Consider the following 22,229-nt stretch of genomic DNA (forward strand, 5'->3'; position numbering starts at 1 on the left):
CGTGCGCCCGGGGGCGGCTCCGGCGCGTCGTACAGTGCTGGCGGGCAGAGCGAGACTACGGTGGGGGGCATCATGCGTCTGACGGTCGGCCCCCTGCCACCCGCCGTGTACTGGCGGCGTCGTGTCGTCGTACTCGGAGCGGGGCTTCTCTTCCTGATTGTCCTGCTCTATTCCTGCAGCCAGTCGGGTCGTTCCAGCGGTCAGGATCCGAAGGCGGGAGGATCGCCGTCGACGACGTCCTCCGCGACGTCTGATCCCAATGGGCCGGTGCTGACACCGCAGACCGGGGCTGCGTCGCCGTCCACGTCCGCCGATTCGGGTCCGACGAGCCCGAGCCCGGCGATCACCAGCAACGACCCTCCGCTGGGCGCGGCAGCCGGCTCGGAGGACGACGGCACCTGCACCAACGACGAGATCAGCGTCGTCTCGGTGGCGAGCCCGACCTCCGTCCAGCGGGGGGCGTTGGTCGACCTGCAGCTCAAGATCAAGAACACGTCGGACCGGACGTGCAGCCGGAACGTCGGTGCGGAGGCGCAGGAGATCTTCGTCAAGTCCGGTGCGGAGAAGATCTGGTCGTCGGACACCTGCGGCAAGGCGCAGGGTGCGGACGTGCAGTCCTTCACGCCGAACTTCGAGCGCTCCTACCAGGTGTCCTGGAACGGCCGGGACACCAGCCGGTGCGACGGCAGCGGGTTGGCGGCCGGGCCGTTCCCGCCCGCCGGGTCGTACCAGGTGTTCGCCCGGGTGGGCACGAAGCTCAGCTCACCGACGAAGCTCACCGTCACCGGCTGAGCCGGGTCAGACGTAGCGTCGCCGGGCCACAGTCGGCGTTACCGGGTCAGACGTAGCGTTCCAGGATGGATGCCTCGGCGAGCCGCGACAGCCCCTCACGCACGCCCCGGGCCCGGGCGTCGCCGACCCCCTCGACGGCCTGCAGGTCCTCCACCGTCGCGCCCAGCAGCCGCTGGAGGCTGCCGAAGTGCACCACCAGGCGGTCGACCACCGTCACCGGCAGCCGGGGCACCTTGGCCAGCAGTCGGAAGCCGCGCGGGCTGACCGCTGCGTCCAGCGCGTCGGACGCGGCCGGGTAGCCGATCGCCTTCGCCACCGACACCAGGTCGATCAACTCGGTGGCGCCGAGCAGATCCAGCTCGACCAGTGCCTCGTCCAGCGTGCGCGACTTGCGGCCGACCGGGAGGTAGTCCCGGATGACGAGCGTGCGATCGGCGTCCACGCCGGCCATCAGCTCGTCGAGTTGAAGGGCGAGCAGACGGCCGTCGGTGCCCAGCTCCACCACGTAACCGGCGATCTCGTCGGCGATCCGGCGGACCATCTCCAGGCGCTGCACCACGGCCACCGCGTCCCGGACGGTGACCAGATCCTCGATCTCCAGCGCGGAGAGCGTGCCGGAGACCTCGTCCAGGCGGAGCTTGTAGCGCTCCAGGGTGGCGAGCGCCTGGTTGGCGCGGGAGAGGATGGCCGCCGAGTCGTCCAGCACGTGCCGCTGGCCACTGACGTAGAGGCTGATGATCCGCATGGACTGGCTGACCGAGATGACCGGGTAACCGGTCTGCCGGGCCACCCGCTCGGCGGTGCGGTGCCGGGTGCCGGACTCTTCCGTCGGGATGGACGGATCGGGCATCAGGTGGACGGCCGCCCGGACGATCCGGGTGCCGTCGCTGGAGAGCACCACGGCGCCGTCCATCTTGCACAGCTCGCGGACCCGGGTCGCGGAGAACTCCACGTCCAACGGGAAGCCGCCGGTGCACAGACCCTCGACGACCTTGTCGTAGCCGAGCACGATCAGCGCACCGGTGCGACCCCGCAGGATGCGCTCCAAACCGTCGCGCAACGCCGTGCCCGGGGCCATCAGGGCGAGGTTGGCCCGCAACGGGTCCCCAGCACTCCCGGCGGCGCCTGCGGTCACGCTCACGCTGATCGGGCGGGCAGGCGAGCCCACGGCGCCGGTGCGGGCCTGGGGCGGCGCGCCGGCTGGCTTGGTGGTATCGCGGTCGATCGGCACGGGCACAGTCTACGGACTGCCGTGCGGTGGGTGCTGTCGTGGTTACTGTGATGTGTCACGATGCGGCCCCTCCAACCGGTTTCCCTCTTGCGACGTGCTGTCCGGTATGGGCATCCGCGTCGGCACGGTGGGTCACTCGGCGGACGCGCGGGCCGCATGTTGCAGCGCCGAACGGACATCCGTGACCTCGGTCACCCGCATCTGCTCGGGGCCGGCGCCGGTGCTGGCCGGGCCGCAACCGGGCGGAACGAGGGCCACCTTGAACCCCAGCCGGGCCGCCTCGGCCAGCCGGCGCGGCACCGCCCCGACCCGGCGCACCTCACCGGTCAGCCCCACCTCACCGATCGCCACCAGGTGTGGAGCGATCGCCAGGTTGAGGCCACCGGACGCGACCGCCAACGCGACCGCCAGGTCGGCGGCCGGCTCCACCACCCGGATGCCGCCCACCGTGGCGGCGAAGACCTCCCGGTCGTGCAGCGTCAGCCGCTCGGTGCGCCGTTGCAGCACCGCGAGCACCATCGCCAGTCGTGCCGAGTCGAGGCCGGAGACGGTGCGTCGGGGTGACCCGGCCACCGTTGCGCCGATCAGGGCCTGCACCTCGGTGACCAGCGCTCGTCGCCCCTCCATGGCCACTGTCACGCAGGTGCCCGGCACCGGCTCCGCGTAGCGGGTCAGGAACAACCCGGACGGGTCGGCGAGACTGCTGATGCCGCCCTCGTGCATCTCGAAGCAGCCGACCTCGTCGGCAGCGCCGAACCGGTTCTTCACGCCGCGCACCAGGCGCAGCGAGGAGTGCTTGTCGCCCTCGAAGTGCAGCACCACGTCGACCAGGTGCTCCAACACCCGGGGCCCGGCCACCTGGCCGTCCTTGGTGACGTGCCCGACCAGCACGGTGGCGATGCCCCGCTCCTTGGCGACCGAGACCAGAGCGGCGGTGACCGCGCGGACCTGGGTCACCCCGCCGGGCACCCCCTCGGTGCCGGTGGTCGAGATGGTCTGCACCGAGTCGAGCACCAGCAGGCCCGGCTTGACCGCGTCGAGGTGGCCGAGCACCGAGGCCAGGTCGCTCTCGGCGGCGAGGTAGAGCTGGTCGTGCAGCGTGCCCATCCGCTCGGCGCGCAGGCGCACCTGGCTGACCGACTCTTCCCCGCTGACCACCAGCGAGGGGCTGCCGGAGCCGGCCGCCCACTGCTGCGCCACGTCCAGCAGCAGTGTCGACTTGCCCACACCGGGCTCGCCGGCGAGCAGCACCACGGCACCGGGGACCAGGCCGCCGCCGAGCACCCGGTCCAGCTCGCTGACCCCGGTGGGGCGGGCGCGGGCCGGAGCGGCGCTGATGGTCGCGATCGGTCGGGCCGGCTCGGACGGCATCCGGGAACTGACCACCCGGCCGGAGACGGTCGGGCCGGTGATCGTGCTCTCGACCACCGAACCCCACTCGCTGCACTCCGGACAACGCCCCACCCACTTGGGCGGCTGGTGCCCGCAGGCGTCGCACTCGTAGGCCGGGCGCGGCTCGCGGGCGCTGGACCGGCCACGGGTGGCACCGGCCGCGCCGCCACGCGGAGGGGTTGATCGGGAGGTGGTCACATCAGGACGCTAGCCCCCGCGTACGACGAAAACACCCCGGCGTGGTGGTCACCACGCCGGGGCGTTCGTCGATCTGACGGTCGGGTCACTCGTGGGTCGTGCCGCCCTCGTTGCCCTCGTAGCCGCCCTCGCGCTCGATGATCGGCGAGGGGGGCGCGGCCGGGGTGAGCGGCACCGCGATCGGTGCCTGCCCGGTGACCGTGTTGCCGTTACCGAAGTCGAAGGTCACGACGACGTTCTGGCCGGAGCGCAGCGCCTCGGTCAGGCCGATCAGCCGGAGCTGCGTGGTCGCCTCGGAGTTGAACTGGACGTAGCTCAGCGGCGCCAGCTCGATCCGCGCCGGCTGGCCGGGGGCGGACGGGCTGGCCGAACCCGACGCCCGCGCGGACTCCGGGGCGGACGGGGTGGCCGAGGACGACCCGGTCTCCGAGGGCGTCGCCGACGGGCTGCCCGAGCGCGACGTCGGAGTCGACGGGCTGGCCGCACCGGACGGGGACGGACTCATCGAGGCGGACGCCGAGGTCGACGGCGACGGGCTCGCGGAGCCGCCGCTGATCACGACCTCACGGGCGCTCTCGGTGGTGACGGTGACAGTCACCGGCTCCTTCGAGTCGTTGTAGATCACGGCGTCGAGCGTCGCGTCCTGGCCGGCCCGGTAACCCTCGACACCCGGGAAGGCGACCAGCAGCCCGCGTACCGAGAAGGAGCCGTTGTCGGTGGTGAGGTTGACGCCCTGGACCGACGGCTCCTTCAACGCGGTCTCGGCGATCTGACCGGTGCCGCATCCGGACGCCAGCAGGCTGGCCGCCGCAATCCCGGACAGCAACAGGGCCGCCCGCCGGGATCCCCTGATCGAGCGCGTCACGTCGGTCCTCCTCGTCACAATCCCCACCCGGCCGCACGCCGGGCACGGTGGCCATACCCGCGCAGACCGCGCTCCAGGGTAGTTGGAGCTGATCGAGGCCCGCACGCGGACCCGGCATTGCCACCTGCCCGGGTGCTGCTCACACCAGGCGACCGCTCGCCACCAGCAGCACCACGTCGATCAGGGCCACCAACAGCATCGCTCGGAAGGCCGACACCGGCCGCCGGCCGGCCCGGACCGCCGAGCGGCCGGCGTACCAGCTCAGTGGTGGCACCACCGCGGCCGTGCCCACCGCCGCCAGGCCGATCGCCGACGGCGGCCCGGGTGGCCCGAGGACCAGCGCGGCGGTCGCGGCGAGGAGCAACCCGGCCGCCGCGGCCCGGCTGCCGGCGGCGCCCAGCCGGTGGGGCAGGCCGCGCACCCCGGTCCGCGCGTCGTCGGCCAGGTCGGGGAGCACGTTGGCGAAGTGCGCGCCGGCGCCCAGGCACGCCCCGGCGACCACCAGCCAGGCGGGCGGGGCCGGTTGACCGGGCAGCGCCAGCACCACGAAGGCGGGCAGCGCGCCGAAGGAGACGGCATACGGCAGCACCGAGAACACCGTCCCCTTCAGGGGCCAGTCGTAGAGCAGCGCGGAGACCAGGGCGACGGTGAGCCAGAACGCCGCCGTCGGGTTCGTGGTCAGCGCGAGCAACGGGCAGGCCACCGCGGCCACCGCCGCGGCCCAGGCCGTGGTGCGCCGACCGACCGCGCCGGCGGCGACCGGTTTGTCGGTACGCCCCACAGTGGCGTCCCGCTCGGCGTCCAGCGCGTCGTTGGTCCAGCCGACGGCGAGCTGGCTGGCCAGCACGGCGAGCACGACGGAGACGACTCCGCTCGGCCGGTGACCCACCCCCCACGCCAGCAGACCGGAGACCGCGGTCACGGCTGCGGCCGGTTCCGGATGGCTCGCCCTGACCAGCCCTAACACCCTCGACGACATAAGGGAAGTCTGGTCGTTGCCGAGCAGTCGTGCCACGCTCGGTTGCATGCGAGACGTGGCTGCGGCTGCGGCGTCCACCGATCCCAGGGTGTTGCCGCGCAACGATCCGCGCCAGTACGACGACCTGGCCGGTGAGTGGTGGCGGCCCGACGGTGCGTTCGCGATGCTGCACTGGCTGGCCGAGGCCCGCGCGGCGCTGGTGCCGCCGGCCACCCGCCCAGGCGCTGTGCTGGTGGATCTGGGTTGCGGCGCGGGTCTTCTCGCACCGCACCTGGCGGGCAAGGGCTACCACCACATCGGAGTCGATGTGACCCGTTCGGCGTTGGTCCAGGCAGCCGAGCACGGGGTCCGGGTGGTGCAGGGCGACGCCACAGCGGTCCCGCTGCCGAGCGGCTGCGCCGACGTGGTCTCCGCCGGTGAGTTGCTGGAGCATGTGCCGGCGTGGCCGCGCGCGGTGGCCGAGGCGTGCCGGTTGCTACGCCCGGGTGGCCTGCTGGTGCTGGACACATTGAACGACACGGCGGTGGCCCGGCTCGTCGCGGTGCGGATCGCCGAGCGACTGCCGACGGTGCCGCTCGGCATCCACGACCCTCGGTTGTTCGTGGACGCCCAGGCTCTGGTGGCCGAGTGTGCCCGGCACGGTGTCGACCTGCGGCTGCGGGGCATCCGACCGCAGGTCGGGGGCCTGCTCGCCTGGCTGTTGCGCCGGGCCCGCGCGACCGGTGGGGTGCCCGCCGGCCGACCGCCGCGCATCGTGCCGACCCGGTCCACCGCCGTTCTCTACCAGGGCCGGGGGGTCCGCAAAGGATAGTCGGGCCGTGGCGGGGTATGGGACGCCGAGGAGGAGACGATATGACGGTTCAGGCGCTTGAGGCAGCCCGCCGGTTGGCGCCGCGGTTCGCCGCGCGGGCGGCGGAGCACGACCGCGACGGTTCCTTCCCCGCCGACGACTTCCAGGATCTGCGGGAGGCCGGCCTGTTCGGCTTGATGGTGCCCCGGGCGCTGGGCGGTCTGGGGGCGAGCTTCGCCGAGTACGCGGCGGTGGCCACCGAGCTTGCCCGGGGCAACGGCGCTACCGCGTTGGTGTTCAACATGCACGCCTCGGTGACCGGTGCCCTGGGCGCGGTGACCGAGGAGCTGGCCGAGGCGCTCGGGGTGCCGGACGAGGCGCTGGCCGCCCGGGACCGCCTGTTGACCGCCGCCGCCGAGGGTGCCTGGTACGCGGTGGCGATGAGCGAGCGTGGCGCGGGCGCACGGTTGTCCCAGCTCACCACCGCCTACGAGGCGACCGACAGCGGCTGGCACCTCAAGGGCAGCAAGACCTTCTGTTCCGGGGCCGGGCATGCCGACGGCTACCTGGTCGCGGCGCGCAGCGCGGCCGACCAGTCGGTGGTGTCGCAGTTCCTGGTTCCCGCCGGTGACGGGCTGACCGTGGAGCCGACCTGGGACTCGCTGGGCATGCGCGCGACCTCGTCGCACGACCTGCACCTGGACGTCACGGTGCCGACCGACCGGCTGCTCGGCGGTGTCGAGGGGCTGGCGTTGGTGGTCGCCCAGTTGATGCCGCACTGGTTGGTGGCCAGTTACGCGGCCGTCTACGTGGGGGTGGCCCGGGCGGCCGTCGACGCGGCGGCCGAGCATCTCAACGCCCGCAACCTGGGCGGCCTGCCGGCGGTGCGGGCGCGACTGGGCCGGGCGGACGCGGCGACGGCAGCCGCTCAGCTGGTGGTCGCCGAGGCGGCCCGCCGGGTGGACGAGGCGCCGGGCGACGAGGAGACCAACCGCTGGGTGTGGCGCGCGAAGCTGCTCGCCGGCACCACGGCCGCCGAGGTGGCGGCGTCGGTGCTGGAGGCGGCGGGCACCGCGGCGACCCGCCGTGGCCATCCGTTGGAGCGGCTCTACCGGGACGCACGTTGCGGCTCACTGCACCCGGCCACGTCGGATGTCTGCGCCGACTGGTTGGGCATCGCCGCGTTGGGCGGCGACCCGGATCGCGACGGATCGGCACCACGTTGGTGAGCCGACCGGGTGCGACCCGTGCGGAGGAGGAAAGGCCAGTCGAGGTGGCTGGTGGGACGACCAGGGGGAGGACAGCATCTGACGAGAGGTGGGGATCGTGTCCGTACCAGTGATCGCGGGGCTCGGGACTGCACAGCCGCCGTCCGCTCTCCAAGACGAGTTGTGGGAGGGCTTCTTCTCCCGGCACTTCTCCGGCACCACCCGGTCGTTGGCCCAGCGCATCTTCGCGAACTCCGGGGTGACCCGGCGGCAGGCCTCGGTCAATCCGCTGCTGGAGGACGTGTCGGACTGGCCGACCGAACGCCGGATGCGTCGCTACCAGGTCGAGGCCCTTCCGCTCGGCAAGGAGGCGGTGGGTCGTGCGTTGACCGCGGCCGGGCTGGGTGCCGGCGACATCGGCCTCTTCATAGTGTGTTCCTGCACGGGGTACGCCACCCCCGGGCTGGACATCCTGCTCGCCCGGGACCTCGGCATGGCCGCCGACACCCAGCGGATGTTCGTGGGCCACATGGGCTGTTACGCGGCGCTGCCGGGGCTCGGCGCGGCGAGTGACTTCGTCACCGCGCGGGGGCGGCCGGCGCTGCTGCTCTGCGCGGAGTTGACCAGCCTGCACATCCAACCGTCCAGCGCCAGGGTGGACACCCAGCAGATCGTCTCGCACGCGCTCTTCTCCGACGCCGCGGTCGCCGCCGTGGTCGTGCCGGGCGGTCCGGGGTACGCGTTGCGCGAGGTCACGTCCGTCACCGACACCTCGACGGCCGACCACATGACCTGGGACGTCACCGACGCGGGCTTCCGGATGGGGTTGTCGCCGAAGGTGCCGCAGGTGCTGTCCAGGCACGTCCGCAAACTGGTGGACGACCTGCTGGCGCGGCAGGACGTCACCAGCTCGGACGTGGACGGTTGGGCGGTGCACCCGGGAGGGCCGCGGATCCTCAACGTGGTCGAGCGCGAGTTGGCGTTGCCGCCGGAGGGGCTGGCGGCGTCCCGGGCGACGCTGGACGAGCACGGCAACTGCTCGTCGCCGACGGTGCTGCTGATCCTGGACCGACTGAGCCGTACACCTGCCGCTCGACGTGTCGTCATGCTGGCGTTCGGCCCCGGCCTCACCCTGTACGCCGCCCTGCTCGATCGACAGGACTGACCGTCTCCGGTGCGCGCGGGCCGCTCGTCGCAGCGCACCACGTTGATCCACTCGGTTTCGCCGATATTGCGGTAACCCCGGCACTCGGATACCGCAATATCGCCGAACCGGAGTGGATCATCTCGTCGTTCCGTCGATGGCCGGTAGGCTCGGTGGATGCGGGCGACGACTGACGATCGGCTGCGCTCGGCGGTGCTGTGGGGCGCGGCGGTGGCCGTGCTGGCCGCCGGTGGTGGGTGGTGGCATGCCGCCGCGCCCGCCCCGACGGCCGGGTCGACCGGCCCGCCGTCGGTCGCGCCGACGGTCGGCCCGCGTGAGCCCACGCCCCTGGAGCGCGCCCTGGCCACCCCGATCGAGCCCGGGGAGCGGTTGACGGTGCGGCTGGACGACTCGGGTGACATCGTCAGCGTGCCGCGTGGGTTCTGGGCGGAGATCGATGCGGCGACGGGGGTGGTCACGGGCGTGGAGGGAGATCCCGGTCGGATCTTCTTCCGGGACGGCCTGCCCGCGTTCCGGGAGACGGTCTGGCGGGAGCGGGCGGTGCTCGGCCCGGGGGAGCGCATCGTCCGGCAGTCGGCTGAGGGCGTCGCCCGTCTCCTGTTGCAGTACCGGTGCACCAGACCGGGCAGCCTGACGGTGACGGTCGTCGGGGCCGGCCTGGCCGGGCCGTCGGAGATCGACTGTGACGGCACCGTCGCCAGCGCTCGGGTGCTGTCGCGCGGCCGGCCGTTCCGGGTGGCGCTGTCGGCGACAGGAGACCGGGAGGTCGACGTCGAGGCCCAACTCGTCGAGCTGCCCCGCTGAATCGGCCGTCGGCCGTTCAGCGGGCGAGGGCGTTCAGGTCGTCCTGGTAGGCGTGGACCGGACCGAGGTCGGGCAGCACCAGGGTCACCCTGCCGGTGCGGTCGACCAGCAGAGCTGTCGCGGCACCGGGACGGGCCGGCTGACCGAGGAACGCGCGGAGCCCTCCGGCGGGGTCGGCCAGCGCCCGGACCTGCCGTTGGTGCGTCGGCGGGGGAGAGGCCGTCCGGCCGCCGGTGACGGTCACCACGGAGACTCCGGCGGGCGCGGCGGCCAGGGCGTCGCCGACGCGGTCGGGGCACTGGCAGCCGTCCAGCAGAATGATCATGGCGGGGAGCAGGCCCCGCAGCGGTACGGGTGCCTGGCCCGGGTCGACCAGGTCGAGTGCGGGCAGTGCCCGTCCGGTGAGGGTCGCAGGCGGCGAGTAGGGCGCCGGGGTCGGACGGTCGGTGCGACCCGCCCGCGGCCAGGTGACCACGAGCAGGCCGGCAAGCGTGGTGAGGACCGCGACCAGGAGGACCAGCAGCGGCAGTCCCAGACCCCGGTGGCCGCCGGGCAGATCGGTGGTCCTGTGCAGTTCGCGGCGGATCTGGGCGGCCTCGGCGGCGAGTGCGGACGCGTCGTCGGGGACCACGACCCGGCCCCACTCGGGTGGCAGGCCGGGCAGGCCGTCGGCCGGCCCGTGGCCCTCAGCATCCGGCTTGCCCATCGGACCTCCTGGAAGGGTCTCGAGAGCGGAGTGCGGCTCGGTCTCCAGGGTCGCGCACCAGGGGCTCCTCCCGCTACACCTGGGCGCAGTCCTGCCGGCCGGGCTACCATGGGAGGAGCGCATAGCCCTTGATCTCGACGTTCTGTTCACTCGTGCCGGGCAGTCATCCGCACGTTACGGAGCGTGTTCGAACCATTGGTTTGACCGCCTGTCAAGCCGAAGCAAGACCTCTCACAGGGCCCCTGAGCTGCGCCAACGGTCAGGACATCGGTGAGACATCGGTGCCTGACCGTGTTACCCTAGACACAGCGAAAGGGGTTTCGAACCTATGGTTTTCAGTGTCGGCGAGACCGTTGTCTACCCCCACCACGGGGCCGCACTCATCGAGGCAATCGAGACTCGGGTCATCAAGGGCGAGCCTAAGCAATACCTCGTCCTGAGGGTCGCGCAGGGTGACCTGACGGTCCGGGTGCCGGCTGAGAACGCCGAGATCGTGGGCGTTCGAGAGGTGGTCGGCGAAGAAGGCCTCGGTAAGGTCTTCGACGTTCTGCGAGCTCCGCACACCGAGGAGCCGACCAACTGGTCGCGGCGTTACAAGGCAAACCTGGAAAAGCTGGCCTCCGGCAACCCGCTGAAGGTCGCCGAGGTCGTGCGTGACCTGTGGCGCCGGGAGCGGGAGCGGGGCCTGTCCGCGGGCGAGAAGCGGATGCTCGCCAAGGCCCGCGACATTCTCGTCGGCGAGGTCGCGCTGGCGGAGAAGAGCACCAAGGACGAGGCGGAGACGCTGCTCGACAAGGTCCTCACCGAGGCCTAGTCCGCACAGCATCGTCGTCCCACTTCGTAGTGAAGAAACCACCGAGGACCGCGACGTGACCGCGCAGCTCAATCCGCGCGGTGACGTCGCGGTCCTCGTGCCTGCGGCGGGTGCCGGCGTACGTCTGGGTCCGGGTCGACCCAAGGCGCTGCGGCTGCTCGCCGGTGAGCCGCTCCTGGTGCACGCCGTGCGCCGGCTGGCCGCCGCGCCATCGGTGCACACGATCGTGGTGGCCGCGCCGGTGGCCGAGGTGACGGCCGTCCGTGAACTGCTGACCCCGGTCGCGCCCGTGATCGTCGTTCCGGGCGGTGCGGAACGGCAGGCGTCGGTCGCCGCCGCGCTGGCCGCGGTGCCCGCCGGCCCGTCGATCATCCTGGTGCACGACGCCGCTCGGGCACTGACCCCGTCCGAGCTGGTCGAGTCGGTCGCGGCGGCGGTCCGTGCCGGGCAGGACGCGGTGATCCCGGTCCTGCCGGTCGTTGACACGATCAAGGAGGTCGGTGCCGGCGAGGTCGTGCTCGGCACCGTCGACCGTTCCGCCCTGCGCGCGGTGCAGACGCCCCAGGGTTTCCGCCGTGCCGTGCTCAGCGCCGCGCACGCCGCAGCCGGTGATCCCCTGACCGACGACGCCGGGCTGGTCGAGAAGCAGGGCGTCTCGGTGAGCTGCGTACCGGGCTCGGAGTACGCACTGAAAATCACCCGACCGTTCGACCTGGCTCTGGCGGAGCATCTGCTCGCCACCGGCGGCTGACGCGTACGCTCTGATCATGATCGTCCCCAGGGTGGCCATCGGCACCGACGTGCACGCGTTCGAGCCCGGTCGACCCTGTTGGGTGGCCGGGCTGTTCTGGCCCGACCAGGACGGCCTCGCCGGGCACTCGGACGCCGACGTCGTCGCGCACGCGGCCTGCAACGCGCTGCTCTCCGCCGCCGACCTCGGTGATCTCGGTGCCGTCTTCGGGGTGGGTGAGCCGGAGTGGGCGGGCGCGTCCGGCGTGGCGCTGCTGACCGAGACTGCTCGTCGGGTGCGGGCCGCCGGCCTGGAGATCGGCAATGTGTCCGTGCAGGTCGTCGGCAACCGCCCCAAGATCGGCCGACGTCGGGCGGAGGCGCAGCAGGTGCTCTCCTCCGCCGTCGGCGCCCCGGTCACGCTGTCCGGCGCGACCACCGACGGGCTCGGCTTCCCCGGCCGCGAGGAAGGGCTGGCCGGCATCGCGGTGGCCCTGGTGTACGACGCGCCGGCCGCCTAAGCTCGCCGCGATGTCCACCGACCCCGCCCCCGACCGGTCCGCCGCCGACGGCTACGTCCAGCGCGCCCAACTCCTCGCCGAACTCGGTCGCCACGACGAGGCGGCCGGCGAGTTGACCTACGGGCTGGCGCTCCAGCCGGACGACACAGAAGCCCTCACCATGCTGGCCCGGGTGCACCTGGCCGCCCACCGCCCGGCCGAGGCGCTCACCGCTGCCGACACGGCCGTGGCGGCCGCACCGGAGGCCCTGCCGCCACTCGTCGTCCGGGCCATGGCGTTGGCCGACCTGGAGCGCTACTCCGAGTCGGCCGCCACCGCCGACCGGATTCTCGCCCTCGGCCCCGCCGACGCGTACGCCCAGCGCAGCGCCGCGGCGATCCTGGCCGACTCCCGCAACGGTCAGCCGGCGCTCAATGCGGCCTGGCGCGGGGTCGAGCTGGCCCCCGAGGAGCCGCAGGCGCATCTGGTGCTCAGCCTGGTCGCCGCCCGGCTGGACCTGTTCGACCTGGCCGAGCGGGCCTACCGGGAGGCGCTGCGGCTCGATCCGCGCATCGCCGAGGCCGGGCACGACGTCGGTGTCATGCGACTGGAGCAGCGTCGCTGGTCGGAGGCTCTGGAACACGTGGCCGAGGCGGTGACGATCAGTCCGAGCCGGATCGACTCGCCGCGGACGCTGGCGTACGGCCTGCACCGTCTGGTGCTCTACGGCGCGGGATGGTCGCTGGTGGCAGCGGTGCTGGTCGCGGTCGCGGCTGCGGCGAACGACGGCTTCTCCCGGGTCCTGGCGGTGCTCGCCGCGCTCACCGGCGGGGTCGTCGTCTGGAAGCTCGCGGCCCGGCTCCCGGGGCTGACCCGGACCGTCCTGCCCGCGATGCTGCACTCGGACCGGGCGATGGCCCTGGCGGTCTACGCAGTGGCCGCCGCGCCGCTGTTGCTGCTGGTGTACGCGGTGGTCGGCTCCCCGTGGCCCCTGGTGCTCGCCATCGCCGCCACGGCGGTAGCCGAGTTCGCAGTGTTCACCAGAACAGCGACCCGCTAACCCCCGGCAGCACCACCAAAGATCAACAAGCGTCGGATAGCTCGACCAGGTCAGGGGTTTCGCCGGAGCCCGCCCGCGTCGGGATCAAGCCTGACCGCCCAGAGCGGGTGGGCTCCGGCGAAACCCCAAAGGCCGACTACACAGAACGCGCCCACGTCCAGGCGTACCCCTCGTCCTCGCAGGCGCCGGCGGCGTCGCAGAGGTCCAGGGGGCGGAACGTGTCGACCATGACAGCCAGCTCGTCGAAGTAGTCAGCACCGATGGAACGCTCCGCCGCGCCCGGCTGGGGGCCGTGGGTGAATCCGGACGGGTGCAGGGAGATCGAGCCCTGTTCGATGCCGGAGCCGCGCCGGGCCTCGTAGTTGCCGCCGGTGTAGAAGAGCATCTCGTCGGAGTCGACGTTGTGGTGGTTGTACGGCACCGGGATCGCGTCCGGGTGGTAGTCGACCTTGCGGGGCACGAACGAGCAGATGACGAAGTTGGGGCCCTGGAAGGTCTGGTGCACCGGCGGGGGCTGGTGGATGCGGCCGGTGATCGGTTCGAAGTCGTGGATGGAGAACGCCCACGGGTAGAGGTGACCGTCCCAGCCCACGACGTCGAACGGGTGCTGGGCGTAGACGTAGCGGGTCCAGCCGCGGCGGTGGCGGACCAGCACCTCCACCTCCTCGCCGTCGACGAGCAGCGGGGCGTCCGGGCCGCGGACGTCGCGCTCGCAGTAGGGCGAGTGCTCCAGGAACTGGCCGCGTACGGAGAGGTAGCGCTTGGGCGGGCCGATGTGCCCGGACGCCTCGACGGTGAGCAGGCGGACGGGCTGGTCGCCGGTGGGCACCAGCCGGTGGATGGTAGAGGTGGGGATGATGACGTAGTCGCCGGCCACCGCGTCCAGCGCCCCGAAGGGGGACTCGACCCGCAGGGTGCCCGACTCGACGTACAGGCAGTGGTCTCCGGTGGCGTCGCGGAACAGCGGTGAGGGCCGGTCGGCGAGGACGTACCCGATGCGGACGTCGTCGTTGGCGAGCAGGTACTGCCGGCCGAGGACGGGGTCGGCACCACCGGTGTCCAGCTTGTGGGTGCGCAGGTGGCGGGGCTTGAGCGGCAGGTTCGGCGCTCGGGTGAACGGGGGAGGGGCGAACTCGTCGGCGGCGAGGATCGCGGTGGGCGCGTGCCGGTGGTAGAGCAGCGACGAGTCGGAGGAGAAGCCCTCCTGGCCCATCAGCTCCTCGGCGTAGAGCGTCCCGTCGGGCTGACGGAACTGGGTGTGGCGCTTGCGCGGCACATCGCCGACGCTGCGGTAGTACGGCATCTCGCCTCCCGATTTGTTCCGTTCACCGATCAACAGCGTCCGATAATCGGACGCTGTTGTCCGTTCCTCGTAGCGTCCCGTACATTCTTGTTCCGTGTCAACGCAGGTGCCCGCACTCCTCGACGGCCTGGTGGACGACGCCGCCGTCTTCCCGCCGGGCAGCGCCACGCTCCCCGACGCGCTCGCCGCTCACCGTCGACACCGCGCCGCCTGGTACGCGGACCTGGTCGGCCCGCTGCTCCTTCCCGCCTCGACCGTCGCGACGGGCGAGTTGACCGGCCTCGTCGACCCGGGCGAGGGCCTGGTGATCGGGTTGATCGGCGATACGGGTATCGCCCGCCTGCCGTTCGCGCTGTCGTTCCTGGCGCCCTACGGCATCACGGCCCGACAGGTCGAGGTGCCGGTCGCCAAGCGCGGCGAGGATCCGCTGCCCGGCATCGCCGAACTGCTGCGGCTCACCGATGCGATGCCGGGTGTCGGTGTCGTCTACGCCGAGCTGCCGTTGACCTTCGGGCTGATGGGCGCGCTGGACGCGCTCGCCGCCGCCCGCGCCGACGGGGTGCCGATCGCCGCCAAGTTCCGCACCGGCGGCCTGGCCGCCGAACTGTTCCCCACACCGGCCGAGCTGGCCGCCGTGATCTGCGCCTGCCGCGACCGGGGCCTACCGTTCAAGCTCACCGCCGGGCTGCACCAGGCCATCCGGCACCTGGACCCGGAGACCGGCTTCACCCACCACGGATACGCCAACGTGCTGGCCGCCGCCCTGGCCGCCGCCGACGGCGAGCGGATGGAGACGGTCGCCGAGCTGCTGACAGTCCTCGATCCGCGGCCCCTGCTGGAGCGCGCGAGCGCGCGGCTGGACGCGCCGCGCCCGCTGTGGGTCGGCTTCGGCTCGTGCAGCATCCTGGAACCACTGACCGATCTGATCCGGCTTGGGCTGGTGAACGGGGGCTACGACGCATGACGTGGGTGACCGGTGCCGACGGTTCGCCGTACGGGGTGACGAACCTGCCGTACGGGGTGTTCCGGACCGACGGGGGACAGCCACGGATCGGCGTACGGATCGGGTCGTGGGTGCTCGACCTGGCCGCGGCGGAGGCCGCCGACCTGGTGCTGGCCGCCGGTACGCTGTGCCGGCCCAGCCTCAACGACTTCATGGCGCTGGGCCGTCCGCAGTGGACGGCGACACGGCAGCGGATCACCGAGCTGCTGACCGACCCGGCGCACCGGGCCGCGGTGGAGCCGCTGCTGGTGCCCGTGGCGGACGTGGAGCTGCTGCTGCCGATCGAGGTGGCGGACTACGTCGACTTCTACTCGTCCGAGCACCATGCCTCGAACGTCGGCCAGATCTTCCGCCCCGGTCAGCCGCCGCTGCTGCCGAACTGGAAGCACCTGCCGATCGGCTACCACGGGCGGGCCGGCACCGTGGTCGTGTCCGGCACACCGGTGGTCCGACCGACCGGGCAGCGCCCCTCCGCCGACGGCCCGGTCACGGGCCCCTCGGTACGCCTCGACATCGAGGCCGAGGTGGGCTTCGTGGTGGGCGTACCCAGCCCGATGGGTCAGCGGGTCGCTGTCGACGACTTCGCCGACCACGTGTTCGGCGTGGTGCTGGTCAACGACTGGTCGGCTCGGGACATCCAGGCCTGGGAGTACCAGCCGCTCGGCCCGTTCCTCGGCAAGTCGTTCGCCACCTCGGTGTCGGCCTGGGTGACGCCGCTGGACGCGCTCGGCGACGCCTTCGTCCCCGCCCCCGACCAGGACCCGCCGGTCGTCGACTACCTGCGTGACGTGCCGCACCTGGGCCTGGACCTCCGACTGGTGGTCGAGTGGAACGGCGAACAGGTCAGCGAGCCGCCGTTCGCCACCATGTACTGGACTCCGGCGCAGCAGTTGGCGCACCTCACCGTCAACGGCGCGTCACTGCGCACCGGCGACCTGTACGCCTCCGGCACCGTCTCCGGCCCGGACCGTTCGCAGGTCGGCTCGTTCCTGGAGTTGACCTGGGGCGGGGCGGAACCGGTCAAGGTGGGCGACGAGACCCGCACCTTCCTGGCCGACGGCGACACGGTGACCATCACCGCCACCGCGCCCGGTCCGGACGGCACCACCATCGCCCTCGGCGAGGTCACCGGCACGGTTCGCCCGGCCGTCTGAGCGGGCACCGTCCATCCGTCTCGTGCACGGGACCGGTTATCGCACAGCCCGTGCGATAACCCGCCCTGGTTGATCCGTTGATCGTCCGGATCCTGTTGCCTTGCCGCGCAATCTGGGCCGGGCGCTGCCCGGCCGTCAGCGGTCGGGCGTCCATCGCACACGGAGGTAACGACGATGCACGATCTTGCGGGCGCGATCTGGCGTACCAGTAGCCGTTCCAACGACCAGGGGCTCTGCGTGGAAGTGGCGGACAACCTGGTCGATGTCCACGGTCTGGTCGCGGTCCGCGACTCCAAGGACCAGGCCGGCCCCACACTCGCGGTCAGCCCGCCGGGGTGGACAGCCTTCATCGGCGCGATTCGAGCCGGTCGCTTCGAACGCTGACCGAAAGCCTCGGCACCGGTCGACGACGCCCGGTGCCGAGCAACGGTCCCATCGGGACAGAGTGGCCTCCGGATGGTGGAAATTCCGTCCGGGGGCCCCGCCCGGCCCTCACTCCGCGTACCGTCGGGGACACGGGAGGGTGGCATGTCGACGGTGGCGGTTACCAGAATCATCGAGGCACACGCTGCCGATGTCTGGCGTCTGCTGACCGACCTGCCCGGCCGTGCGGCCCTGCTGACCGCGGCGGGCCCGATCGAGGTGCTCACTCCGGGGCCGTTCGGCCCCGGCACGGCCTGGCGTGAGGAGCGCGCCCAGCCGGGCGGCGGCACGTCGAGCGAGGAATTCCTGGTGGTGGAGGCACTGGCTCCGCAGCGGCTGGTGCTGTGTTCCTCCGGGGCCGGCGTCGACTACCGGATCACCTGGAGCCTGCGTCCGGTCCGGCGTCGCCGCCGGGGTCGCACGGCGATCACCGTCACCCAGGAAGCGGTGCCCACCCACCCGTACGGCCGGGTGGTGGCGCTGTTGCTCGGTGGCCTCGCCGCGCGTGCGGTCGAGGTGGCGCTCCGGCGTGATCTCGCCGACCTGGCGGCAGCGGCCGGCGTCATCGGCTCGCTCGAAGCTGCCTGAGAGCCGACCGGGCCGAGGCGGTGCGGGGCTCACTCCAGGGCCTGTCGTGACCGCTGCCGCCGTTCGGGCCGCACCGGGCGTGACCACCGTCGCTGCGACCTGAACGGGGTGCGGCCAGTTCCGCTGGGTAGGGTGCCGGGCGGAGGTGCGGCATGGGGTTCCCGAGAGGCCGGCGACGGCTCGTGATGGTGGTCGCGGCGCTGCTCGCGACCGCGGCCGTCGCGGTCGTCGTCCACCGGGTGCTCGCGCCGGCGGAGGTGAGCACGGTGGCGAGGGGTGACTACCCGGCCCCGGCCCGGCCGCCCGCCGGAGTGATCGGCCGCCTTCCGGTCGCCCCGTTGATCGTGGACGAGAGGCTGCGGGTGTACGCCGCACACCGTCAGGTCTATGCCGACCGGCCGGTCGACGGGCGGTACCGAACCAGCCCGTACTGGTCGTACCGGCGCTGGCCGGCGGAACTGACCGGGATCGCGGCCAGCGGCAGCACCGTGGTCAGCCGCTGGTCCGACGGCCGACTGGTCGCGCTCGACGCCCGGACCGGTGGGGTGCTCTGGAGAGCCGACGGTCCGAAGCCCACCCCGACGTCCGCTGTGGTGCGGCGTACCGGTGCGGTCACGGTCTGGGAGCCGCGCGGGCTCCGGCTCGCCGACCTTCCCGGCGGCCGGACCGTGCTGGTGGTCAGCGGAAACGCTCAGGCGCGCGGGGTCGAGCTGCGCGACGGCCGGGAGCTGTGGCGGGTGGACCTGCCCGGCAGTTGTCGCAGCGATGTCGGGACGACCGCCGCCGGTCAGCTGATCGGTCTGGACAGGTGTGCCGGGCCGACCACGATCGAGTTCCGGGACGCGCTGACCGGTGTGGTGCGCGAGCGGTGGCGACCGCCGGGTGGTTCCTCCGACGAGTTGGTGGTGACGCCGCTCGGCTGCCGTACCGGACAGTCGGACTGCCTGGCCCTGCGGACCGCCGGTCCGGGCGACGCGGGCGGCCGAGGTTGGTTGCTGGGTGCCGACGTGCCGGTGGCTGCCCCCGCGCTGGACCCGGCCGGTGCCGTGCTGGTGGGTGAGCAGGCCGTCGTCGTCCTCGACGGGGTCGCGGTGGGGCGCTCCGCGCGGACGGGCGTCGAGCTGTGGCGGTCCGCGGGCCTGGGCGCGGCCCGGGTGCTGGCCGCACAGCCCGGCCGGGTACACCTCCTGACGGAGGCGAACGACCTGGTGACGCTGGACCCGGTGACGGGTGCCCAGCTGTCCCGCTTTGCGCTCAACGTGGGTTCGGACGGCACCGGCTGGGTGCCGGGGGCGGTGACGGCCACGGGTGGGTACGTGGCGATGGAGCGTCTCCGGCGGCCGGTCGACCCGGACGCGGATGACCAGCGGTACTTCCTGTCGTCCGAACCGGTGATCCTGGCGGCGAGCTGAGGCGGTGGAGCCGGCAATCACGGTTCCGGTTCATGTTCGGCGGTATGGTCCCCTCAACATCACTCTGTGTGATCCGGGGGTAACTGACATGCCGCATCGACGACTCTCCGCGATCCCGGTCACCGGCCGGTTGGCTCTGGTCGTCTTCGTCGTCCTTGCGGCTGCGCTCCTCGCGCCGGTCGCCCCGAACGCCGTCGGTCAGCCGTCGGGCAGGGCGGTGGTGGCGCCGAGCGCCGGCACCGGAGTCATCTTCGAGGTGCGCCCCGCGCCGACCACGGCCCCTCCCACGCAGCCGCCGCCCACTCCGACGGCGCAGCCGACGGAGACCGCTCAACCGCAGCCGCCGACCCGCTCGCCGCAGCACGGTGGCGAACTCCCGGTCACCGGCGTGGGGCCATCGCTGCTCATGCTGGTCCTGGTGGGTGCGACGCTCGTGGTCGGCGGGGTCCTGCTGCGCCGGCGGCGGTCGGCCGGTTAACTGAAAACGGACAAAAAGCACCACACATCCTTCAGACTGCTAGGCGGCGGACAGCAGACTGAAGGGCTCGGCCTCAATGCGGTTTCTACGACGAACGGTGGCCACGGTCGCCTCAGTGCTCGTGCTGCTCGGTGGTCTGGTAGCCCTGCCGGCGCAGCCGGCCTCGGCGGCGCTGGTCCGCACGTTCACCCCGCGCTTCCAGGAGAGCGAGCGCGGAGATGTCATCTTCGCCGGCAACACCCTGGTGACCTGCTCGACACCGAGTGGCCCGTGCGCGACCGCGCAGACCGGCGCCACCGCCAACAACAACGACTTCACCGCCCGCTACGTCGATGTGGACAGCGTCGCCGCGACGACCAACTCCAGCAGCGCCACACTGACCGTGCCGACCGGAGCCAGCGTGCTCTGGGCCGGTCTCTGGTGGATGGGCAGCGGCGCGAGCGGTGACGCCGGACGCGCCAGCATCCGGTTCGCCGCTCCCGGGCAGCTCTACACCACCCTCCAGGGTCAGGTCAGCACAGGCCGGGTGGCCACCAACGGTGGCGTCGCGTACTCCGCGTTCGCCGAAGTGACAGCGCTCGTCACCGGCAGTGGGAGCTACACGGTGGGCGGCCTGACCACCACGTTGGGCGCGAACGCGCGCGGTGGGTGGGCCCTGGTCGTGGCGATCCGCGACCCCGCCCAGCCGCTCCGCAACCTGGCGGTTTTCGACGGGTACGCCGAGATCAGCTCCGCCGCGGCCGACTCCCGGGTGACCACCACCATCTCCGGTTTCCGCACCCCCAGTGCGGGTGCTGTGACGGCGCGCATCGGGGCGATCGCCTCGGAGGGGGACGCCGGGCTGACCGGCGACGGCATCTCGTTCAACGGGGTCGCGTTGAACGACGCGCTGAACCCGGCGACGAACTTCTTCAACAGTTCGATCACCCGGCTCGGCTCCCGGGTGACAGCGAAGAACCCGAACTATGTCAACCAACTCGGCTTCGACATCGACTACCTGGCCGCGCCGGCCGGCTCGATCGGCAACGCGCAGACCTCCGCGACAGTGGCGTTCAGCACCGGCGGTGAGTCGTACGAGCCGATGGCGCTCTTCACCGCCATCGACATCCTGGAACCGGACGTCATCGCCACGAAGACGGTCGGCCGGGTGGGTGGCGGGAGCCGCGTCGAGCCCGGCGACCAGCTCGAGTACACGGTGTCGGTCACCTCCAGCGGCAACGAGAACGCCACCACAGTGCAACTCACCGACGCCATCCCGGCGGCCACCACGTACGTGCCCGGGTCGTTGAGCGTCAACGGTGCCGCTCGTACCGACGCTGCCGGTGACGACCAGGCCGGTTACGTCGCGGCCAGCAACCGGGTGGTGGTCAACCTGGGCACCGGCGCGACGGCGGCGGCCGGCGGCACGCTGGTCACGGGGGCGGTGAACACGGTGCGCTTCCGTGCGCGGGTAGTGGACTCGCCGGCACCCGGTGTGACGGTGGCCAATCAGGCGAGCATCAGCTACGGGTCACCGACGTCGAGCACCATCTACACGGATCTCACCGACGACCCGTCGGCGGCCGGGGTGGGGGATCCCACCCGGACCGACATCAACGACAGCCCGCAGGCGCAGGCGGTCCAGGTCGGTACGGCCGAGGACACCGCACTCACCTTCACCCTGCGCGACTACGTGGTGGAGCCGGACGGGGACGAGGTCACCTTCACCGTCACGTCGACGCCGTCGGCGCAGGGAACGCTGACCTGTGCGCCCTCCGGTGCCTGCACCTACGTCCCGGCACCGAACGTCAACGGATCGGTGAGCTTCAGCTACACCGTCTCCGACCCGTCCGGACGGTCCGCCTCGGCGGCCGGCACCATCACCGTCGCCGCCGTCAACGACCCGCCGGTGGCGGTGGCCGATCGCGCGACCACGGCGGGCGCGGCACCGGTGACCGTGGCGGTGCTGGCCAACGACACCGATGTGGACGGCGACCCGCTCTCCGTCGTGCCGGCGACCGGCGGCACGGGCAACGGCAGCTTCGTGTGCGACACCGCGGGGTGCACGTACACCGCGGGGGCGGGCTTCGCCGGCGAGGACAGCTTCGAGTACACGGTCCGCGACCCGGGCGACGGTCGGGCGACGGGCCGGGTCACGGTGGTGGTCAGTCCGGCGGCGGGTTCCGGCCTCTCGATCAGCGCGCCGGAGGCCGCGGTTCTGCCCACGGTCCGGGTGGGTGCCCCGACTGCCAACGGGGTGCTCGGCCCGGTCGTGGTCACCGACGACCGCGGCGCGCAGTCCGGTAGTTGGACGGCGACTGTCTCGATCACCAGCTTCACGGGCGGCGGTGGGGTGGTGCCGGGCGCCTCGGTGACCTACTCCTCGGGCCCGGCCACGCAGACCATCGGCACCGGGACGTTCCTGCCGCAGCCTGGCGCGGCTTTGGGCACCTCGCAGATCGCCGCGCGCTGGACCGGGGGCACCGGCCCGAACGAGGTGATGTGGAGTCCGAGCCTCACCGTGACGCTCGATCCGTCCCTGGTCACGGGGGAGTACCAGGCGACGATCGTGCACTCGGTCGCGTAAGAGGTACAGAAGGCGCGAAAGCGCACAATGCGGACAAAAACCCATAAAAATGGGTGTGTGGCTGACGTG

Annotated in this window: 22 protein-coding genes; 16 read left to right on the forward strand and 6 right to left on the reverse strand. The window is 72.4% G+C overall.

Features of this window, described 5'->3' with window-relative positions:
• Positions 1 to 72 precede the first annotated feature (72 nt).
• The gene (locus GA0070612_RS07860) at positions 73 to 792 is read left to right on the forward strand and encodes a hypothetical protein (protein ID WP_088987312.1); all 720 of its coding nucleotides are present in this window, start codon (positions 73 to 75) and stop codon (positions 790 to 792) included.
• Between the two features lie 46 nt (positions 793 to 838).
• On the opposite strand, the gene disA is transcribed toward GA0070612_RS07860, so the two are convergent.
• The 4 genes from disA to GA0070612_RS07880 all read right to left on the reverse strand — a co-directional run bounded on the left by disA (position 839) and on the right by GA0070612_RS07880 (position 5,457).
• Entirely contained in the window at positions 839 to 2,023 is a 1,185-nt protein-coding gene (gene disA / locus GA0070612_RS07865; protein ID WP_088991344.1) for a DNA integrity scanning diadenylate cyclase DisA, read from the reverse strand.
• 132 nt (positions 2,024 to 2,155) lie between these two features.
• Entirely contained in the window at positions 2,156 to 3,613 is a 1,458-nt protein-coding gene (radA, locus tag GA0070612_RS07870) for a DNA repair protein RadA (RefSeq protein ID WP_088987313.1), read from the reverse strand.
• 85 nt (positions 3,614 to 3,698) lie between these two features.
• Positions 3,699 to 4,478 carry a hypothetical protein gene (locus GA0070612_RS07875; protein WP_088987314.1) on the reverse strand — a complete coding sequence of 260 codons (780 nt, stop codon included), beginning with the start codon at positions 4,476 to 4,478 and terminating at the stop codon, positions 3,699 to 3,701.
• A 139-nt stretch (positions 4,479 to 4,617) separates the two neighbouring features.
• Positions 4,618 to 5,457, reverse strand: coding sequence for a UbiA family prenyltransferase (locus tag GA0070612_RS07880; protein WP_088987315.1), 840 nt, complete (start codon positions 5,455 to 5,457; stop codon positions 4,618 to 4,620).
• 46 nt (positions 5,458 to 5,503) lie between these two features.
• On the opposite strand from GA0070612_RS07880, the gene GA0070612_RS07885 reads away from it, so the two are divergent.
• The 4 genes from GA0070612_RS07885 (at position 5,504) to GA0070612_RS07900 (ending at position 9,424) form a co-directional block, all read left to right on the forward strand.
• Positions 5,504 to 6,268: a class I SAM-dependent methyltransferase gene (locus tag GA0070612_RS07885; RefSeq protein WP_088987316.1), complete on the forward strand. Its 765-nt coding sequence runs from the start codon at positions 5,504 to 5,506 to the stop codon at positions 6,266 to 6,268.
• Positions 6,269 to 6,309: 41 nt separating this feature from the next.
• On the forward strand, positions 6,310 to 7,476 hold the full coding sequence (locus GA0070612_RS07890; protein ID WP_088987317.1) for an acyl-CoA dehydrogenase family protein: 1,167 nt from the start codon (positions 6,310 to 6,312) through the stop codon (positions 7,474 to 7,476).
• 97 nt (positions 7,477 to 7,573) lie between these two features.
• Positions 7,574 to 8,620, forward strand: coding sequence for a type III polyketide synthase (locus tag GA0070612_RS07895; RefSeq protein ID WP_088991345.1), 1,047 nt, complete (start codon positions 7,574 to 7,576; stop codon positions 8,618 to 8,620).
• Between the two features lie 156 nt (positions 8,621 to 8,776).
• The gene (locus tag GA0070612_RS07900; protein ID WP_088987318.1) at positions 8,777 to 9,424 is read left to right on the forward strand and encodes a hypothetical protein; all 648 of its coding nucleotides are present in this window, start codon (positions 8,777 to 8,779) and stop codon (positions 9,422 to 9,424) included.
• Between the two features lie 16 nt (positions 9,425 to 9,440).
• On the opposite strand, the gene GA0070612_RS07905 is transcribed toward GA0070612_RS07900, so the two are convergent.
• Entirely contained in the window at positions 9,441 to 10,130 is a 690-nt protein-coding gene (locus GA0070612_RS07905; protein ID WP_088987319.1) for a hypothetical protein, read from the reverse strand.
• Positions 10,131 to 10,458: 328 nt separating this feature from the next.
• Between GA0070612_RS07905 and GA0070612_RS07910 the strand changes: the two genes are divergently transcribed.
• The 4 genes from GA0070612_RS07910 to GA0070612_RS07925 are packed head-to-tail and all read left to right on the forward strand — an operon-like array spanning position 10,459 to position 13,233.
• Entirely contained in the window at positions 10,459 to 10,944 is a 486-nt protein-coding gene (locus GA0070612_RS07910) for a CarD family transcriptional regulator (protein ID WP_007073334.1), read from the forward strand.
• Positions 10,945 to 10,999: 55 nt separating this feature from the next.
• Positions 11,000 to 11,695, forward strand: a complete 696-nt coding sequence (gene ispD / locus GA0070612_RS07915; RefSeq protein ID WP_088987320.1) for a 2-C-methyl-D-erythritol 4-phosphate cytidylyltransferase — start codon at positions 11,000 to 11,002, stop codon at positions 11,693 to 11,695.
• A gap of 13 nt (positions 11,696 to 11,708) precedes the next feature.
• Entirely contained in the window at positions 11,709 to 12,194 is a 486-nt protein-coding gene (gene ispF / locus GA0070612_RS07920) for a 2-C-methyl-D-erythritol 2,4-cyclodiphosphate synthase (protein WP_088987321.1), read from the forward strand.
• Between the two features lie 10 nt (positions 12,195 to 12,204).
• Positions 12,205 to 13,233 carry a tetratricopeptide repeat protein gene (locus GA0070612_RS07925; protein WP_088987322.1) on the forward strand — a complete coding sequence of 343 codons (1,029 nt, stop codon included), beginning with the start codon at positions 12,205 to 12,207 and terminating at the stop codon, positions 13,231 to 13,233.
• Positions 13,234 to 13,369: 136 nt separating this feature from the next.
• Here the strand turns inward: GA0070612_RS07925 and GA0070612_RS07930 are convergent, their stop codons facing one another.
• Complete coding sequence (locus GA0070612_RS07930; RefSeq protein WP_088987323.1) at positions 13,370 to 14,536, reverse strand: homogentisate 1,2-dioxygenase; 1,167 nt, start codon at positions 14,534 to 14,536, stop codon at positions 13,370 to 13,372.
• 94 nt (positions 14,537 to 14,630) lie between these two features.
• Between GA0070612_RS07930 and GA0070612_RS07935 the strand changes: the two genes are divergently transcribed.
• The 7 genes from GA0070612_RS07935 (at position 14,631) to GA0070612_RS07965 (ending at position 22,160) form a co-directional block, all read left to right on the forward strand.
• Positions 14,631 to 15,500, forward strand: a complete 870-nt coding sequence (locus GA0070612_RS07935; RefSeq protein WP_088987324.1) for a hypothetical protein — start codon at positions 14,631 to 14,633, stop codon at positions 15,498 to 15,500.
• Positions 15,497 to 16,693, forward strand: coding sequence for a fumarylacetoacetase (fahA, locus tag GA0070612_RS07940; protein WP_088987325.1), 1,197 nt, complete (start codon positions 15,497 to 15,499; stop codon positions 16,691 to 16,693). Before GA0070612_RS07935 ends, fahA begins: the two co-directional genes overlap by 4 nt.
• 174 nt (positions 16,694 to 16,867) lie before the next feature.
• The gene (locus GA0070612_RS07945; RefSeq protein WP_088987326.1) at positions 16,868 to 17,077 is read left to right on the forward strand and encodes a DUF397 domain-containing protein; all 210 of its coding nucleotides are present in this window, start codon (positions 16,868 to 16,870) and stop codon (positions 17,075 to 17,077) included.
• A 144-nt stretch (positions 17,078 to 17,221) separates the two neighbouring features.
• Entirely contained in the window at positions 17,222 to 17,704 is a 483-nt protein-coding gene (locus GA0070612_RS07950; RefSeq protein ID WP_088987327.1) for an SRPBCC family protein, read from the forward strand.
• 152 nt (positions 17,705 to 17,856) lie between these two features.
• The gene (locus GA0070612_RS07955) at positions 17,857 to 19,116 is read left to right on the forward strand and encodes an outer membrane protein assembly factor BamB family protein (RefSeq protein ID WP_088987328.1); all 1,260 of its coding nucleotides are present in this window, start codon (positions 17,857 to 17,859) and stop codon (positions 19,114 to 19,116) included.
• 88 nt (positions 19,117 to 19,204) lie between these two features.
• Positions 19,205 to 19,594, forward strand: coding sequence for an LPXTG cell wall anchor domain-containing protein (locus GA0070612_RS07960; RefSeq protein ID WP_088987329.1), 390 nt, complete (start codon positions 19,205 to 19,207; stop codon positions 19,592 to 19,594).
• 97 nt (positions 19,595 to 19,691) lie between these two features.
• Complete coding sequence (locus GA0070612_RS07965) at positions 19,692 to 22,160, forward strand: Ig-like domain-containing protein (protein ID WP_167393607.1); 2,469 nt, start codon at positions 19,692 to 19,694, stop codon at positions 22,158 to 22,160.
• Positions 22,161 to 22,229: the final 69 nt, after the last annotated feature.

The sequence above is a fragment of the Micromonospora chokoriensis genome (assembly GCF_900091505.1).
GTDB lineage: Bacteria > Actinomycetota > Actinomycetes > Mycobacteriales > Micromonosporaceae > Micromonospora > Micromonospora chokoriensis.

Coding starts and splice junctions, on each gene's coding strand:
- GA0070612_RS07860 (WP_088987312.1), top strand. CDS start 73: ATGCGTCTGACGGTCGGCCCCCTGCCACCCGCCGTGTACTGGCGGCGT.
- GA0070612_RS07880 (WP_088987315.1), bottom strand. CDS start 5,457: ATGTCGTCGAGGGTGTTAGGGCTGGTCAGGGCGAGCCATCCGGAACCG.
- GA0070612_RS07885 (WP_088987316.1), top strand. CDS start 5,504: ATGCGAGACGTGGCTGCGGCTGCGGCGTCCACCGATCCCAGGGTGTTG.
- GA0070612_RS07890 (WP_088987317.1), top strand. CDS start 6,310: ATGACGGTTCAGGCGCTTGAGGCAGCCCGCCGGTTGGCGCCGCGGTTC.
- GA0070612_RS07900 (WP_088987318.1), top strand. CDS start 8,777: ATGCGGGCGACGACTGACGATCGGCTGCGCTCGGCGGTGCTGTGGGGC.
- GA0070612_RS07905 (WP_088987319.1), bottom strand. CDS start 10,130: ATGGGCAAGCCGGATGCTGAGGGCCACGGGCCGGCCGACGGCCTGCCC.
- GA0070612_RS07910 (WP_007073334.1), top strand. CDS start 10,459: ATGGTTTTCAGTGTCGGCGAGACCGTTGTCTACCCCCACCACGGGGCC.
- GA0070612_RS07925 (WP_088987322.1), top strand. CDS start 12,205: ATGTCCACCGACCCCGCCCCCGACCGGTCCGCCGCCGACGGCTACGTC.
- GA0070612_RS07930 (WP_088987323.1), bottom strand. CDS start 14,536: ATGCCGTACTACCGCAGCGTCGGCGATGTGCCGCGCAAGCGCCACACC.
- fahA (WP_088987325.1), top strand. CDS start 15,497: ATGACGTGGGTGACCGGTGCCGACGGTTCGCCGTACGGGGTGACGAAC.
- GA0070612_RS07945 (WP_088987326.1), top strand. CDS start 16,868: ATGCACGATCTTGCGGGCGCGATCTGGCGTACCAGTAGCCGTTCCAAC.
- GA0070612_RS07950 (WP_088987327.1), top strand. CDS start 17,222: ATGTCGACGGTGGCGGTTACCAGAATCATCGAGGCACACGCTGCCGAT.
- GA0070612_RS07955 (WP_088987328.1), top strand. CDS start 17,857: ATGGGGTTCCCGAGAGGCCGGCGACGGCTCGTGATGGTGGTCGCGGCG.
- GA0070612_RS07960 (WP_088987329.1), top strand. CDS start 19,205: ATGCCGCATCGACGACTCTCCGCGATCCCGGTCACCGGCCGGTTGGCT.